Source organism: Kitasatospora sp. NPDC022785 (genome assembly GCF_055561295.1).
Genome location: NZ_JBVHHB010000001.1, coordinates 86,575 through 101,475, shown reverse-complemented (window position 1 = coordinate 101,475; position 14,901 = coordinate 86,575). Strand labels below are relative to the sequence as shown.

Genomic DNA, 14,901 nt, shown 5'->3' with positions numbered 1-14,901 from the left:
CACGAATATCTCGACCGCACCTGCCGTCCAGGAAATGGAGTCGAGTTCGTGAGTTCCCTCAACCGGGGCGTCGCCCGTGCGGCGACCGTGGCCCTGACGTCCCTGGCGCTCGCCGGCGCCTTCGCGTCACCCGCCGCCGCCGTGACCTTCATCGGCCGGGACGCCCCGACCACCGTGACGATCGCCCCGGGCCAGACCGCCGCGGTGCCGTGGACGTACCAGAACAACGGCGGGCCCGGCCTCCTTCCCCCCTCCGGCATGTCGGCCGTGTTCACCGCGCCGGGCAACACCACCTTCGCCCCGCAGTCCACCGTCCCCACCCAGTACAGCGGCGACGGCTCGTCCTGGACCGGCAACAATGTGGGCCTGCGAAACTGCACGCTCAGCAACGCCGGCCGAACGCTCGCCTGCGAGGGTTACGGACTCAACGGCGGCCGCAGCGGCTGGCCGTCCAACGGGTACTTCCGCTTCTCCCCGCAGGTCACCGTGGACGCCTCGGCACCGGCCAACACCACACTCCCGCGCGGCAACGGCAGCTTCCGCTACCGGGACCCGAACAACGGCACCGACTACACGATCACCGACGGCACCCTGAACGTCGCCACCCCGCCGCGCGTGCCGAAGGGCATGTGCCTGGACATCGGCAACACCCGGTTCAACGCCGACAACGCCCGGATCTGGCAGTGCCTCGACCACACCAACCAGCGGTTCGTCCTCGACGAAGGCCGGGTCAAGGTCGCCGACACCGTCGGCACCAACCCGGAGATGTGCCTCGACGCCGACAACACCGGCTTCAACGGAGACAACGTCCGCATCTGGGCCTGCGAGTACTCCGACGCGGCCACCGCCAACCAGTCCTGGCTGCTGCGCCGGGGCTCGTTCGTCCTGGAGTCGACCCTCGGCACCGCCCAGGAGATGTGCCTGGACGTCGGCGGTACGCGCAACAACAACGACAACGCCTTCATCTACCAGTGCGGGGCCGGCAACCCCAACCAGCAGTTCGTCGTAGAGGAGGGCTACATCAAGGTGAAGGACACCCTGTGAGGTGATCCGACGCGGGGCCCGCCCGCCCTTTCGCCGTAGCGCGACAAGGGCGGGCGGAACACGACCAACCCACTGGTCAGCCGATCAGTTGGTCCGGCTTGTCCTCGGGGTGGGGTGTGGCTCGGGCTGCTGCTGCGGCGGCGCCGGAGTCGTCATACTTGTGTCTCCTCACGCCGAGGTTCTCCCCAACGCTCGTTTGCGGTGGGGACGTTCAGTGATGTGGACCCGCTCCGACCGCCTGTTCGCCGCCAGGATCCGGCGGCCAGGGCGGGAGTTGGAGTAGCGCCTACGCGCCACCCGCACAGCAGAACGTCAGCAGCATCGCGGCGACCACCACGACGCCTGCCACGGAGACGGCAAACGCAGCGGTAAGCCGACGGGTGTCGAGCGTGCCTCCGCCGTCCAGCCCGTCGTCCGTCACTGGTGCGCACTCTCGTGGTGGCGGCGCATCAGCACACGTGCGTCCACGGTCCCGGAGTGGTCGAAGGCAGCCCGAGCGGAGGCCTCTCGCGCGTCCAACTCCGCACACTTCAGGCACCCTTCGACCATGGCAGGTTCGCCTGCGGTGATCGCCTGACGCAGAATTCGTGCTCGGTGCCGCTGCGGGGCACCGAGCACGGACAGCCACGGGTCCACCGGCTCCAGCTCGCCGGCACTCACGACGCCTCCACAGAGACGCAGTTAACGCACTCGCAGTGCGCGAGGACGGCGTCCCGGCTCAGGGCCTCGGCGGCGGCCGCGTGTCCCGCATTGCGCCTGGCGGCCCGACAGTCGTCCAAGGGGCTCCAGCCCCGAGACTGCTCCTGGGATCCCCCGCGCTTCGGAACCGGCTGCACGTCGTCGCCGGTCGCCCGCCTTGCCATAGCCGCTCCCTCACAGCGAAGAGCCCGTGACGTCACACGACGCTACGGGCCGATCACGGAGCGGCGGGGCAGGGTCTCTGCCCCTTGTTCTGTTTGCTCCTACGCCGCCATGCCGATGGACTCGGCGAGGCGCCTGCCTGCGGGCTGAACCGACGGCGAGCCATCGATCAACTGCCGAACAGGGGGCGCCATCGCAAAGCAGCGCGCCCGGACTGATCCGGGCGCGCCGCTCACCATGACAACCTCAGGCCTTCGGCCCGGTCGACTGGACGACCTCGAAGGACCACAGCGTGGAGCCCGAAGCAGCCGGCCTCTTCGGGGCCTCGCCCTCCGCGGCGGGCGGGCCCTGGCGGTGGGCGGCCTGCATGGGGCCCTCCATCCAGGCCTTGAAGTCGTCCTCGCTGCGCCAGCGGGTGTAGACGAGGTACTGATCGGTCCCCTCGACCGGGCGGAGCAGCTCGAACCACTCGAAGCCGTCCGAGTTCTCGACCGTCCCGGCCCGCGAGGCGAACCGCTTCTCCAGCACCTCGCGCTGCTCGACCGGAACAGTCAGCACGTTGATCTTCACCACGGACATGCCGCACCTCCTCGTCCACCGGGGCCCGTGTCGGGCTCCGGCCCTCGTCTGTGTCAGCTGCAGTCTCCTACACCTGACGCCTCGGCCGGGTGCGGGGCCGCGCGGCCTCCGCGGGCGAGCCGCGCCCCCGGAACACCGTGGGACGTCTCCATTCGGACGCTGTCGGCCGTCCCAAACCGCAGGTCCCGGCGGTGAGACGAAATGCGGTGCGTCCCACCGGAGTCCGGGGCGCGATCACCGTCCGGCGGCTCCCCTACGCTGGGCAAACGCCCGGCGCCGGGCCGGGTCGCCGCCTCCCGTGAGGTGCGCCGCGACCGCCCGCCTCCCAGGACCGCGCCCGGGCCGACAGACCCAGACCGGACCCGAGGAGCGATCCGCCATGCCGTTGCGCCGGAGTGAGAGGACAGGCTGCAGCCGTACTCCCCGCGAAGCGCACCCCGCCGGCCTCGGGGCGGGGCTGCTGGCCCTACTCGCACTGGTGAGCGGCTGCGCCACGGCAACGGCCACGTCCGCGGTGCCACCGATCGCCGCACCGCCCACCACTCCGGTGGCGCCGCCCACGGCGGGCGCGGGCATCGCCGGACTCCACCTGCCCATCGAGCAGTACATGCTGACGGCGGTCCAGTCGGTGCAGTTCGACTGGGTGCGCAAGGCCGCCACCGGCTCCTGCATGAAGCGGTACGGGCTGGACTACCCGGTGCCGGCGAAGCCAGGGCCGGACGGCCCGGGTGTGCACGCCTTCACGCTGATGAACCGCCGTTACGGCATCACCGATGCTGACAGCGCGGCCCGGTGGGGCTATCACCTGCCGCAGGCCGCGTCCGCTCCGGCCGCCCCCGAACAGCCGGTCGCGCTGGCCGCGATGCCCGCAGCCGCCCAGACCGTCCTGCTCGGCGTCGACCCGGCCCGCGGCTCCCGGGTGACCTCGTACCAGGGCAAGGCCCTGCCCGAGGGCGGCTGCTTCGCGGAGCTCGACCGTGTTCTGCCGGGTGCCGTCGGCGGCCCGCAGGGGCCCGGCAACGGGCCGCAGGGCGTGGTGACCGACATCAAGTCGGCGAGTTTCACCGAGTCGAGGTCCGTGCCGGAGGTCGTCGCGGCCATCACCGCCTGGGCGGACTGCATGAAGGGCCGCGGCTTCGACATCGCGGATCCGCTGAAGGCGCCGGCGACCGTCACGACGATGAAGGACCCGGCACCGGGCAACGCGGAGATCGCCCAGGCCGTGGCCGACGTCGACTGCAAGGGCCGGACCAACGTGACCGGGATCTGGTTCGCCTCCGAGTCCACCCTGCAGAACGCGGCGATCGCCAAGCATGCGAAGGACTTGGCCGGCGTCAAGGCGAGCCTCGACTCCGAGGTGGGAGCGCTGGGGCGGCTGCTGGACCACGACTGGTCGTCCCCCACGCCCGCCGCCCTCTGACCTCCCCCGCCCCTGGGACCACCCCGAACCACCCCGAACCATCCCTGGCCGATCCGACCCGCTCCCCGCCCTCACGTCGGGCGCGGACCGCGGGGCGGGCGGACGGGGCCGTGCCGTGACCGCCGCAGCAGGCGGTCCGGCAGCCGGACCGCGGACCGGTTCCGCCGACCCGGCAACCCTCCACCGAGTGAAGGAGCACCAACACCCATGAAGCTGAAGTCGACCGGCCGCCGTCTGGCCACCGGCGCGGCGGCGCTCGCCATCGCCGGTACCACCATGCTCACCGGCGCGGGCCCGGCCAACGCCGACAGCGTCACCACGATCAACGGCTGGAGCACCTGGAGCAACCCGGTGCGCTGCAAGGACAGCAACGGCGCCTACGTCACCCTGTGCATCTACTACTCGCCGGGCGCCGAGGGCGCGATGACGATGGAGTACACCGTCCAGGACGGCGAGATCGACGGGACCTTCTGGAAGCAGGACCAGTACGGCTCGGCCGGCTACGGCCAGAAGGTGCGCAACAACGCCGCCTCCGTCGAGAACGCCAGTAACTCGACCATCGGCGTCTGGGTGTACCCGTGGTTCTACGGTGACGCGAACTACGTCCCCGCTGGCCGCGGGGGCAGCCTGACCTCGAACCTGCGCAACAACGAGGCCTCCTGGGGCATGGTGGACCAGCTGGACCGCGGCGGCCACCTCCGCCTCGACTGACACCCCCTGGTGCTGACACCCGGCACCAGCACCCGACACTCCCGTACCGCGCTCACCGCGGTGCGGGAGTGTCCTGCTGCATCAGGCGATCCACGGCGGGACGACCCGCTGGTCGCCCCGCGGGGCCAGCCCGCAGGCGCCCTCCGGGGTGACGGCGTCCGGGTTGTAGGCGACGGACGGCGTGGGCGAGGCCACCACGGCGGTGAACCCGGACGAGGTCCGCAGCTGACGGGCGACGTCCGCCGGCAGGACGACGGTGTCACCCGCCGCGACCGCGACCTCCTCCCCGGCGAGGTCGATCACGACGTCCCCGGTCAGGAACGTCCAGACCTGCTCGGTGTCCATGGCGTGCAGCGGTCCCTGCCGGCCGGGCTTCATGTCGACGTGCCACACGGCCAGTGCGGCGCCGCCCTGGGTGGGCGAGGCGTAGGTGGTCATGACGGCGTTGGGCGTCTCGGTGCGGCGGGCTTCGGTGCTGCGGATGACTGACATCGGTAGGGCCCCCTAAGATGGACAATGTCGTTGTCTATATAGTCAATGAGGTTGTCCATCATGTCAAGCGAACCCCCGCCCCCCGGCTACGAACTGCCGCTGCGCCTCCTGCTCGCCTTCCGCGTGATCATCGACGAGCTGCACGAGCGCATCGCCCACGAGGGCCACCCCGACCTGCGCCCGATGCACGGCTTCGTCTTCCAGGCGATCGGCCCGCACGGCACCACCGCCGTCGAGCTCGGCCGCCGGCTCGGCGTTTCCAAGCAGGCCGCCGGCAAGACCGTCGAGCAGCTCGAACAGCTCGGCTACGTCGAGCGCGGCAGCGACCCGGCCGACGCCCGCCGCAAGGTGGTCCGGCTCACCGTGCGCGGCGTCGACTGCCTCGTCCGCTCCGCCCGGATCTTCGACGAACTGCGCGCGCAGTGGTCCGCCACGCTCGGCGAGGAGCGGCTGCGCGCCCTGGAGACGGACCTGCGCGCGCTCGCCCCCGGCGACCCGTTCCGTCTCGACACCCCGCGCTGGTTCGGCTCCCCCTGAGGGGCCTTCAGGACGAACGCCCCTCCCCCGGGTACGGGCGCTCCGGGCCGACCCGGTCCGGCCGGTCGCGCAGGTCGGCGCAGAGTCCGGACGACAGCCGGGTCAGCAGGTCGGCGAGGTCCGTGTACTGCTTCTCGTCCCAGTCGCCGAGGAGCTCGGCGAGCTGCTCCCGCCGCGCGGCCACCAGCCGCAGCGCCACCGCCTCGCCCGGTTCGGTGAGCCGCAGCGGGAGGCCGGCGGTGCGCGAGGCGAGCCCCCGGCCCTCGACCTCGCCAACGGCCTGCTCGACCACCGCGGTCGGGATGGTCCGGCGCTCGGCCAGCCCGGCGGGCTCGACCGAGCCGTGGTGGTACATCTGCAACAGCAGCCAGCTGGAGGCCGGCTTGAGGTCGAGTCCGGCCGACTCCGTGATCCTCCGGAACAGGTCGTGCCGGGCCTCCCTGCTGCTCAGTACCGAGAGGGCGCGGGCGATCTCGTCCAGCGAGGAGCGCTCGACCGGGTTGAGGCCGATCGACTCGCCGAGGTCGGGCGTGGTCACCGTCGCGCGGAGCTTCTGCTCGCGCAGGAAGAGCGAGAGCACGAAGGCGACCAGGGCGACCGGCACCGCGTACAGGAAGACCCGGGTGATCGACTCGGCGTACGCGTGGTGGATCCCGGCCTGCACGTCGGCGGGGAGCACGGTGATGACGCGAGGGTCGGAACTGACCGCCCCGGGGTTGAAGCCGGGCGGCAGCGGCACTCCGGCGAGGGCGTCCCGCAGCCGGTCGTTCAGCCCGGACGCGAAGAGCGCGCCGAAGATGGAGACGCCGAAGGACGCGCCGATGGAGCGGAAGAACGTGGCTCCGGCGGTGGCGACGCCGAGGTCCTGGTAGCCGACGGAGTTCTGCACGATCAGCACCAGCACCTGCATCACCAGGCCCAGACCCAGGCCGAAGACGAGGAAGTAGCAGCTCATCTCGAAGGTGCTGGTGTTCTCGTCCAGCCGGGAGAGCAGCAGCAGGCCCACGGTGGTGACGGCCGTTCCGGCGATCGGGAAGATCCGGTAGCGGCCGGTGCGGGCGACGATCTGGCCGGAGCCGATCGAGGTGAGCAGCATGCCGAGCACCATCGGCAGCATGTGGATGCCGGACATGGTCGGCGACACCTGCATGACCACCTGGAGGAAGGTCGGCAGGTAGGTGAGCGCGCCGAACATGGCGAAGCCGACCACGAAGGAGATGACGGCGACCAGGCTGAACGTCTGCGAACGGAACAGCCGCAGCGGCAGCACCGGTTCGTCGGCGGCCCGTTCGGCCGCGACGAAGGCGACCAGCAGGACGAGGCCCAACACGCCGAGGCCGACGATCTGCCAGGAGTTCCACGCCCACGTCGTGCCGCCGAGGGAGGTCATCAGCACCAGGCAGGTGGCCACCGAGGCGATCAGCACGGTGCCCAGGTAGTCGATCCGGTGCCGCCGCTTGACCTCCACCCCGTGCAGCACGGCGGCGATCACCACCAGGGCGACCACGCCGATCGGCAGGTTGATGTAGAAGACCCAGCGCCAGCTGAGGTTGTCCACGAAGAGCCCGCCGAGCAGCGGGCCCAGCACGCTGGTGACGCCGAAGACGGCGCCGAAGAGGCCCTGGTACTTGCCGCGGTCCCGGGGGGAGACGAGGTCGCCGACGATGGCCTGCGAAAGCACCATCAGCCCGCCGCCGCCGAGGCCCTGGAGGGCGCGGAAGGCGATCAGCCCGCCCATGTTCTGGGAGATGCCGCAGAGCACCGAACCCAAGAGGAAGATCACGATCGAGGCCTGGAAGAACCGCTTCCGGCCGTACATGTCGCCGAGCTTGCCCCAGAGCGGGGTGGCCGCGGTGGAGGCGAGCATGTACGCGGTGACCACCCAGGAGAGGTGCTCCAGGCCGCCGAGGTCGCTGACGATGGTGGGCAGTGCGGTGGAGACGATGGTCTGGTCCAGCGCGGCGAGCAGCATCGCCAGCAGCAGGGCGCCGATCGGGACCCAGAGGTTGGGGACGGTGACCTCCGGCGGGCCCGGCTCGCTAGCCGGGCTCCGGTCGGACGCGGCGATCGGATCCGTCATGGGGTCTCCGTAGGGGGTCGCGGGCCCGGGGCGGGGCGCGGGCCCGGGGTGGCGGGCCCCGGCCGGCCGGGGTCCATGCGGACGATCACTCCCGGTTCACCATGCTGTCAGAATCGCCCTGGTTTGCGCCGTCCAGTTGAGCCGAACGTAAGAACGGCGGCCATCCGGGTGACGGGCCGGGCTCGCCGACCGTTCTTCAACTCCCAACCACCACCAACCGGCACAACACCCCCAGAGCGGGCCGGACGCCCCTGTCCCCCCTCGGAGACGTCCTGCATAATCAGGCGCGTTCGCCCCCGGGAGCACACGTCCGGGCACGTGCCTCCGGGAGCACGTCCGAGCGGCCGTCCGGGAGCACCCGCCCGGGAACGCGTCGGGGGCACACGAGAACTGATCCGAGACCGAGGAGGACCGGCCGATGCCGGACCAGCGCTGCCCGACGTGCGGCACCGCACGATCCGCCGGGTGTGGGTGCCTCCCGGACCCGGGCCTGACCGAGACCGCCGTCCTGCCGCACCTCGAAGGCCCGCCGCTGGTGCGGCCGTACGTGCCGCAGGCCGTCGGACAGGTCGCGGACACCCCGTCGGGGGGCCTCCCGGTGGGCGGCATCGTGGCGGGCGGCGTCTCGGCGGACCCGTTCGCCACCACCGTGCTGCCGCCGGTCCAGCCTCCGACGGGCCCGCCCGCCGCACCCCCGACGACCGTACTGCCACCCGTCCCGCCGGCCGGCCCGGACGCCGACGCCTACGCGACCACCGTGCTGCCCCCCGTCATGCCGGCGCCCCGACAGGGCGGTTACCGGCAGGACGGGTACCACCAGGACGAGTACCACCAGGACGGGTACCAGCAGGACGAGTACCGGCAGCCCCCTGCCGACGGCGGCGAGATCGGCCTCTTCCCGTTCGAGCACTCCGCCCCCGCCGGACCCGCGAGCAGCACCGGCGGCCGGGCCGCCCGCCGCGCGGCGGAGCAGGCGGAGGGGAGCCCGACAGCCCGGCGCAGGGCGCTGCTGATCGCGGCCGGCGCAGGACTCCTGGCGCTCACCGTCGGCCTGGCGTACGCGGTGACGCCCTCCGCCGAGCCGGGCCACCAGGCGCAGCCGGCGCCCTCGACGACCCTGGCGCCCGCGCCGGTCGACCCCACCACCCCGCCGGTTCCGAGCCCGAGCGCGCCGCCGCCGTCGGCCGGCGACACGCCGAGCCCGACCGCGACCAGGACCGCCAAGCCGAGCCCGACCAGGACGGCAACCCCGACTGCCACGGCCGCGACGCCGCCGGCGGCGCCGGCTCCCCCGGCGCCGACCACCCCGCCGCCCGCGCCGAGCCCGACCCCCACCCCGACGCCGACCCCCACGGCGACGACGCCGACCCCCACCCCGACCCCGACGGTCCGGGTGCTCCAGCTGAACATGACCGGCCCGGACGTCAAGGACATGCAGCAGCGCCTGTGGGTCGCCGAATGCGGAATAGTCGACAAGTCGATCATCACCGGCACCTTCGACTACTGGACCCAGACCGTGCTGAGCGACTACCAGCACTACAACCGGATCAAGGGCGAGAACAACGTCTACGGGCCCAAGACCCGGGCCGCCCTGGAGGCCGACCCGGGCTGCTGACCGGGTGTCAGCCGGTGACCGCCTGGAAGATGCTGACGCCGGCCATCAGGACCATCACGCCGGCCGCCACCCGGATGATCACCTTCATCGGCACGTGCTTCAGCAGCTTCTGCCCGCCCACGATGGCGATCCCGGCGACGGCGCAGAGCGCCAGCCAGGCACCCAGGCCGACGGCGAGCGGGTCGGCGTACTTGGCGGCCAGGTTGGCGGTCATGATCTGGGTGAGATCGCCGAACTCGGCGATCGCGACGACCACGAAGCTGGCCCCGGCGACCTTCCAGAAGCTGTTGGCGGACGGCTCCTTGGCGGCGTGGCCGTCCTCGTCGTCGCCCCCGCCGTGGAAGAGCAGCATGGCGGCCCCGGCCAGGAACAGCACGCCGGTGACCCCCTCCACCCAGCGGTGCGGCAGCAGCGAGAGCAGGTGGCCGGCGACCAGGGCGATGCCGACCTGGAGGGCGAAGGCCGCGGCGATGCCGGCGAAGACGTGGCTCGCGCGGTACTTGGCGCCGAGCATCAGGCTGGCCAGGGCGGTCTTGTCCGGCAGCTCGGCCAGGAAGACGATGCCGAAGGTGATGGCGAGAACGGTCAGGCTCATGCGCCCGCCCCGCTTCGCCCGGCAGGGGCGTGCGCCCGTACGCGCCTTCTGGTGATTCGCTTGCTCATCGGGGGTTCGGTTTCCCTCGGTCGGGCTGCCCGGCCTCGGCAGCTCCGCTGGGGGACGCTTCGGCCCGACAGCACTGGACAGATTCACAGCACTGCGGCCGAAGGTCTCGCCGGCACGCCGAGAACGACGCGTGCCCCGGGCGCCGGGCCCGCGAGGGGCCAGTATGTCGACGGTCCGGTGGAGGGCTACTCCCCTTCAACGCCCACCAGCCTACCGGACGCCCCCGTGCACGGGCTCCGCCCCCACCAGCGCGCGGGCGACCAGCTCCAGCACCACCACGATCGCGACCGACTCCACCGCCAGCAGCGCGACCAGCACGAACAGCTGCACCGCACCCGCCTGCGCCGGGGTGGCACCGCCGAGCAGCATGCCGACGAAGGCGCCGGGCAGTGTGACCAGGCCCACCGTCCGGGTCTGGTCGAGGGCCGGGACGAGCGAGGTGGCGGCGGCGGTGCGGCAGATCTCCAGCCGCGCGTCCCGCGCCTCGAAGCCCAGCGCGAGCGCCGCCTCCACCTCACCGTGGCGCTGGCGCAGCTCGTCCAGGGCGCGGCGGCCGGCCAGCGAGGTGGCGGTGAGCGCGCCGCCGATCAGGATGCCGGCGACCGGGATGACCGAGAGGCCCTTCGGCGGCAGCAGTCCGACGCCCAGCAGCAGCGCGAGCACCGGGAGCACCCCGGCGCCGATCGGCGCGGCCGCCCACCTCCACTCCGGCCCGGGGGTCATCCGCCGGCCGGCCGTCCGCACCGCGACCGCGAACATCAGCAGCACGAACAGCGCCGACCACCAGAGCGAGCCGACCACCCAGGTGATCACCAGCGCGACGGCGGCCAGCTGCACCACCGCGCGCAGGCCGGCCCGGAGCACCGCGTGCCCGTGCCCGAGCAGGCCCCACCCCGCCACGGCCACGGCGGCGGCCAGCAGGACGGCGGTGACCACCCCGAGCACCGGGGTGACCGGCAGCAGCTGGCCGCTGCCCGCCGCCAGCACCGCCTCCGCCGGGGTCACGGGGGTCAGATCCAGCTGGTGAACCACATCCGGTCCTGCCAGGACGTCATCGGGATCACCTCCGCCGTGTAGAGCGGGTAGAAGAAGGCGAAGCAGCCGACGATGGCCAGCACGATCAGCCCGGCCCCGGCCGCGCCGATCCGCCGCCGTTCGGGCGAGCAGCCCTGCGGCCCGAGCACCGCGCCGAGCATCTGGGCGACGGCCAGGCAGAGGAACGGCACCAGCACGACCATGTAGAACGAGAAGACCGTCCGCTCCTGGTACTGGAACCACGGCAGGTAGACCCCGGCGACGCCGCAGAGCACCGCACCGGAGCGCCAGTCCCGGCGGAAGAACCAGCGCCAGAGCAGGTAGACCAGGGCGAAGCAGGCCGTCCACCAGAGCAGCGGGGTGCCGAGGCCGAGGATCTGCGCGGCGCAGCCGCCGGACGCGGTGCAGCCGTGCTGTCCGTTCGGCACCTGCTCCCAGTACATGGAGACCGGACGGCCCTGGACCAGCCAGCTGAACGGGTTGGACTGGTAGGTGTGCGGGGTGCTCAGCCCGGTGTTGAAGTCGTACATCTGCGAGTGGTAGTGCCAGAGGCTGCGCAGCGGTGCGGGCACCCAGCTCATCGGGACCTGCGGCAGCGGGACGCCGAGGACGCTGTCCGGGGAGAGGCCGGCCCGGCTGTCGGCCCAGTGCCGGTCGTACCCGCCGCCGGACTTGCCGCCGGCGGCGAGCCAGCCGGCCCAGGCGCCGACGTACACCACCAGGGCCGAGCCCACCATGGCGAGCAGGGCGGGCAGCGCGTCCCGGCGCAGCATCGAGCGCCAGGGGCGGCGGGCGCCGGCCCAGCGGCGGCCGGACTGGTCCCAGAGGACGGTGAGCAGGCCGAAGGCGGCGAGCACCGGGGCACCGTTCCACTTGACCGCGCAGGCGGCGCCGAGGAACACCCCGGCGGCGATCCGCCAGGGGCGCCGGCCGAGCCGGACGGTGTCGCCGCCGTAGGCGTCGCGGACGGCGGCCAGCCGCGCGCGGGTGCGGTCGCGGTCGACCAGCAGGCTGCCGAAGGCGGCGAGGACGAAGAACATCTGGACGCCGTCGAGCAGGCCGACCCGGCTCATCACCAGCTGGAGGCCGTCGACGGACATCAGGAGGGCGGCGGTGCAGCCGATCAGGGTGGAGCCGAAGAGCCGGCGGCCGATCCGGGCCAGCATCAGCACGGTGACGGTGCCGAGCAGCGCGGTCATGAACCGCCAGCCGAAGGGGTGCAGCCCGAAGGCCGCCTCGCCGATCGAGATCACCCACTTGCCGAGCGGCGGGTGGGCGATGAACTCGGGGGCGGCGGTGAGCGGGATGTGCTGCGGGACGGCCAGGATGTCGGCGTTGGCGCTGTCCGGCCACGTCCCCTCGTAGCCCTGGTGGAGCAGCGACCAGGCGTCCTTGGGGTAGTACGTCTCGTCGAAGACGAAGGCGTTGGGGTAGCCGAGGTTCCAGAACCGGAGGATCCCGGCGAAGAGCGCCACGCCGATCGGCCCGAGCCAGCCGGCCCGGTCGGCCGCCCAGCGCAGCAGCCCCCGCGGCGCCGGTGCGGGGGCTGCGGGGGCTGGTGGTGCGGGTGGGTGCGTGAGCGCCGCTTGCGTCATAGCCTCGCCGATTCGCCTGTCTCGCCTGTGCCGGCCGGGGCCGGGCGGTCAACAGCCACTGACACTATGTGCCGGTGGTCACGAATCCAAGCACGACGGGCGCCGTCCAGGTGACCCTGACGGCCCAGTCGCGACGCTGCTCAGGGCAGGTCACGCCGCGGTCTGCAGCTCCCGGACGGGCAGGGCGGTGCGGACCACGACCGGGGCCGCGTTGTCCTGGGCGGCGGTGAGGTACGGCCGCAGCTTCAGTGCCAGGGCGACGATCAGCAGGGTCGAGCCGGCCATCGCCGCGAGGTAGAACGGCCAGGTGCCGGAGCCGACCAGCAGCACGCCGACGGCCGGGCCGACCGCGATCGCGACCTGCTTCACCAGGGCGTACCCGGAGTTGTAGGTGCCGAGCAGCCGGGCCGGGGCGAGATCGGCGACGATCGGGCCCATGGTGGGGGCGAGCAGCGACTCGCCGACCCCGAAGAGGGCGTAGATCGAGACGATCGCGACCGTGGCGGCCATGGTCTCGGTCCGGATCAGGCCGGCGACCAGGGCCATCGCCCAGGCGCCCAGCCAGACCACGCCGGCCGCGGCCATCGCGGTGGTGCGCCGGCGGCGGGCGGTGATCCGCACCATGAACATCTGCAGCACCACGATGGTCAGCGCGTTGGCGCCGATGGCGATGCCCAGGGTGGAGGGCGCGGTACCGACGGTGTCGGTGGCGAAGGCCGCGACGCCGGACTCGAACTGGCCGTAGCAGGTGAAGAAGATCAGCCCGGCGAGCACGCAGAGCCGCAGCATCGCCTTGTCGGCGACCAGTGCACGCAGGCCCTGCGGGCCGCCCTTCTGGTCCTGGACGAGGACGGGGGCCGCATGCGGGATGCGGGCTGTGCCGGTGACGAGGGCCAGGCCCAGGAAGGTCGCCGCCTCGATGGTGAACAGCCGGGTCAGGCTGGCCGGGTCGGCGACGTCCACGATCTGGCCGCCGACCAGCGCGCCGATGCCCATCCCCAGGTTGATCAGGGTGAACTGCAGCGCGAAGGCGTGCGAGCGGGTCGCGGGGGTCGAGCAGCGGACGATCATCGTGGCGAGCGCCGGCTGGCAGGTGGTGACCCCCGCGCCGAACAGGAACGAGGAGACCAGCAGGGCCGGGGTCCCGGTGGCGTGGCCGAACGCGAACGCGCCGGTGGCGGCGAGCGCGGCGCCGGCCAGCAGCACCGGGCGCGGGCCGTACTTGTCGATGCCGCGGCCGGTGAACGGGAGGACGGCGAGCGCGGCCAGCGCGAAGACGGTGAACACCATCCCGGCGGCCAGCGAGCCCAGCCCCCGCACCTGGTCCACGTACACGAACATGTACGGCATCGTGAACCCGCTGCCGAACGCACTGAGCGCGTTGCCGATCTGGACGCGGCGCAGCGGGCCGCCCGCCCCATGACGCTGCTGCCTCTGCTGCTTCACCGTGCCGGTCACCGTGCACACCCCTTCGAGGTCGCTCCCGGCTCACCGAGCCGAGTTTCGCTGGATACTCTTAAGTCCGGAAGATTTAAGAGCTAAAGTCTGACGATATAAAGTCTTAGCACCGGAAGAGTCAGGAGTCAAAGGCTTAAGGGGTGCACCCCGCATGCGACACTGGTCCGCATGACTGCAGAGAAGCCCGCGCCGGCCACCGCCCGAGAGCTGGGCATCGCCGAGCAGGTGGCCGTCTACCAGCGGGAATTCCCCGATGTGGACCCCCAGGTGGAGACCATCGTGCAGACCCTCTCCCGGGTCGCCCGGCGGATGAGCGTCGCCTACGACCGGCAGCTGACTGTGCTCGGAATCACCTCCGCCGAGTGGGAGGTGCTCAAGGCCCTGGTGGTCGCCGGGAGCCCCTACCAGCTGGGCCCGGGCGAGCTGGCCAAGCGGCTCGGGCTCACCCCGGCCGCGATGACCCACCGGATCGACCGGATGGTCGCCGAGGACCTCGTCACCCGGGAGCGCGACGAGGCCAACCGGGTCCGGGTGATCATCGAGCTGACCGAGAACGGCCGCGACAAGTGGCTGGAGTCGATGCGGATGGCCGCCGTCTTCGAGGAGGTGCTGCTCCAGGACCTCGTCGGCGAGGAGCGCACCGTGCTCTCCGGCATGCTGGCCCGGATGCTGCGGCGGATCGAGGAGACCCAGCCCGACGCCCTCGGGCGCACCGACGACCTGGCCTGAGCGCCGGGAGACCGCGGACGGTCCGGCCCGCCGGGGGAGCTCCCCCGGCGGGCCGGACCGTCTGTGCTGCGGGTGGTTGGT

At 72.3% G+C, this 14,901-nt stretch carries 13 protein-coding genes; 6 read left to right on the top strand and 7 right to left on the bottom strand.

The window, feature by feature from the left end; translation table 11 throughout:
- The first annotated feature begins 48 nt into the window (after positions 1 to 48).
- Positions 49 to 1,044, top strand: a complete 996-nt coding sequence (locus ACZ3YO_RS00445) for an RICIN domain-containing protein (RefSeq protein ID WP_465562934.1) — start codon at positions 49 to 51, stop codon at positions 1,042 to 1,044.
- 1,107 nt (positions 1,045 to 2,151) lie between these two features.
- Here ACZ3YO_RS00445 and ACZ3YO_RS00440 read toward each other — a convergent pair.
- Positions 2,152 to 2,484, bottom strand: a complete 333-nt coding sequence (locus tag ACZ3YO_RS00440; protein WP_396319543.1) for an antibiotic biosynthesis monooxygenase family protein — start codon at positions 2,482 to 2,484, stop codon at positions 2,152 to 2,154.
- Positions 2,485 to 2,962: 478 nt separating this feature from the next.
- On the opposite strand from ACZ3YO_RS00440, the gene ACZ3YO_RS00435 reads away from it, so the two are divergent.
- Both ACZ3YO_RS00435 and ACZ3YO_RS00430 read left to right on the top strand, forming a co-directional pair.
- Positions 2,963 to 3,904: a hypothetical protein gene (locus tag ACZ3YO_RS00435; protein WP_465562931.1), complete on the top strand. Its 942-nt coding sequence runs from the start codon at positions 2,963 to 2,965 to the stop codon at positions 3,902 to 3,904.
- Between the two features lie 207 nt (positions 3,905 to 4,111).
- The gene (locus ACZ3YO_RS00430; RefSeq protein ID WP_465562929.1) at positions 4,112 to 4,615 is read left to right on the top strand and encodes a hypothetical protein; all 504 of its coding nucleotides are present in this window, start codon (positions 4,112 to 4,114) and stop codon (positions 4,613 to 4,615) included.
- Positions 4,616 to 4,696: 81 nt separating this feature from the next.
- On the opposite strand, the gene ACZ3YO_RS00425 is transcribed toward ACZ3YO_RS00430, so the two are convergent.
- Positions 4,697 to 5,107, bottom strand: coding sequence for a cupin domain-containing protein (locus tag ACZ3YO_RS00425; protein ID WP_465562926.1), 411 nt, complete (start codon positions 5,105 to 5,107; stop codon positions 4,697 to 4,699).
- 60 nt (positions 5,108 to 5,167) lie between these two features.
- Here ACZ3YO_RS00425 and ACZ3YO_RS00420 point away from each other — a divergent pair, with 60 nt between their 5' ends.
- On the top strand, positions 5,168 to 5,644 hold the full coding sequence (locus tag ACZ3YO_RS00420) for a MarR family winged helix-turn-helix transcriptional regulator (protein WP_465562924.1): 477 nt from the start codon (positions 5,168 to 5,170) through the stop codon (positions 5,642 to 5,644).
- Between the two features lie 7 nt (positions 5,645 to 5,651).
- Here ACZ3YO_RS00420 and ACZ3YO_RS00415 read toward each other — a convergent pair whose 3' ends face one another.
- Positions 5,652 to 7,724: an MFS transporter gene (locus tag ACZ3YO_RS00415; protein ID WP_465562921.1), complete on the bottom strand. Its 2,073-nt coding sequence runs from the start codon at positions 7,722 to 7,724 to the stop codon at positions 5,652 to 5,654.
- 418 nt (positions 7,725 to 8,142) lie between these two features.
- On the opposite strand from ACZ3YO_RS00415, the gene ACZ3YO_RS00410 reads away from it, so the two are divergent.
- Complete coding sequence (locus ACZ3YO_RS00410) at positions 8,143 to 9,339, top strand: peptidoglycan-binding domain-containing protein (RefSeq protein ID WP_465562918.1); 1,197 nt, start codon at positions 8,143 to 8,145, stop codon at positions 9,337 to 9,339.
- A gap of 7 nt (positions 9,340 to 9,346) precedes the next feature.
- Here the strand turns inward: ACZ3YO_RS00410 and ACZ3YO_RS00405 are convergent, their stop codons facing one another.
- From ACZ3YO_RS00405 to ACZ3YO_RS00390, 4 genes are all read right to left on the bottom strand, one after another.
- Positions 9,347 to 9,934, bottom strand: coding sequence for a TMEM165/GDT1 family protein (locus tag ACZ3YO_RS00405; RefSeq protein WP_465562915.1), 588 nt, complete (start codon positions 9,932 to 9,934; stop codon positions 9,347 to 9,349).
- A gap of 279 nt (positions 9,935 to 10,213) precedes the next feature.
- A complete protein-coding gene (locus tag ACZ3YO_RS00400) occupies positions 10,214 to 10,987 on the bottom strand; it encodes an ABC transporter permease (RefSeq protein WP_465545926.1) in 774 nt (257 codons plus the stop codon).
- A gap of 26 nt (positions 10,988 to 11,013) precedes the next feature.
- The gene (locus ACZ3YO_RS00395; RefSeq protein WP_465562912.1) at positions 11,014 to 12,633 is read right to left on the bottom strand and encodes a dolichyl-phosphate-mannose--protein mannosyltransferase; all 1,620 of its coding nucleotides are present in this window, start codon (positions 12,631 to 12,633) and stop codon (positions 11,014 to 11,016) included.
- Between the two features lie 150 nt (positions 12,634 to 12,783).
- Positions 12,784 to 14,091, bottom strand: coding sequence for an MFS transporter (locus tag ACZ3YO_RS00390; protein WP_465562909.1), 1,308 nt, complete (start codon positions 14,089 to 14,091; stop codon positions 12,784 to 12,786).
- Between the two features lie 168 nt (positions 14,092 to 14,259).
- On the opposite strand from ACZ3YO_RS00390, the gene ACZ3YO_RS00385 reads away from it, so the two are divergent.
- Positions 14,260 to 14,820 (top strand): MarR family winged helix-turn-helix transcriptional regulator, encoded by a 561-nt coding sequence (locus ACZ3YO_RS00385; RefSeq protein WP_396319553.1) that lies wholly within the window; start codon positions 14,260 to 14,262, stop codon positions 14,818 to 14,820.
- Positions 14,821 to 14,901 lie beyond the last annotated feature (81 nt).

Coding starts and splice junctions, on each gene's coding strand:
- ACZ3YO_RS00430 (WP_465562929.1), top strand. CDS start 4,112: ATGAAGCTGAAGTCGACCGGCCGCCGTCTGGCCACCGGCGCGGCGGCG.
- ACZ3YO_RS00440 (WP_396319543.1), bottom strand. CDS start 2,484: ATGTCCGTGGTGAAGATCAACGTGCTGACTGTTCCGGTCGAGCAGCGC.
- ACZ3YO_RS00395 (WP_465562912.1), bottom strand. CDS start 12,633: ATGACGCAAGCGGCGCTCACGCACCCACCCGCACCACCAGCCCCCGCA.
- ACZ3YO_RS00425 (WP_465562926.1), bottom strand. CDS start 5,107: ATGTCAGTCATCCGCAGCACCGAAGCCCGCCGCACCGAGACGCCCAAC.
- ACZ3YO_RS00420 (WP_465562924.1), top strand. CDS start 5,168: ATGTCAAGCGAACCCCCGCCCCCCGGCTACGAACTGCCGCTGCGCCTC.
- ACZ3YO_RS00410 (WP_465562918.1), top strand. CDS start 8,143: ATGCCGGACCAGCGCTGCCCGACGTGCGGCACCGCACGATCCGCCGGG.
- ACZ3YO_RS00415 (WP_465562921.1), bottom strand. CDS start 7,724: ATGACGGATCCGATCGCCGCGTCCGACCGGAGCCCGGCTAGCGAGCCG.
- ACZ3YO_RS00405 (WP_465562915.1), bottom strand. CDS start 9,934: ATGAGCCTGACCGTTCTCGCCATCACCTTCGGCATCGTCTTCCTGGCC.
- ACZ3YO_RS00385 (WP_396319553.1), top strand. CDS start 14,260: ATGACTGCAGAGAAGCCCGCGCCGGCCACCGCCCGAGAGCTGGGCATC.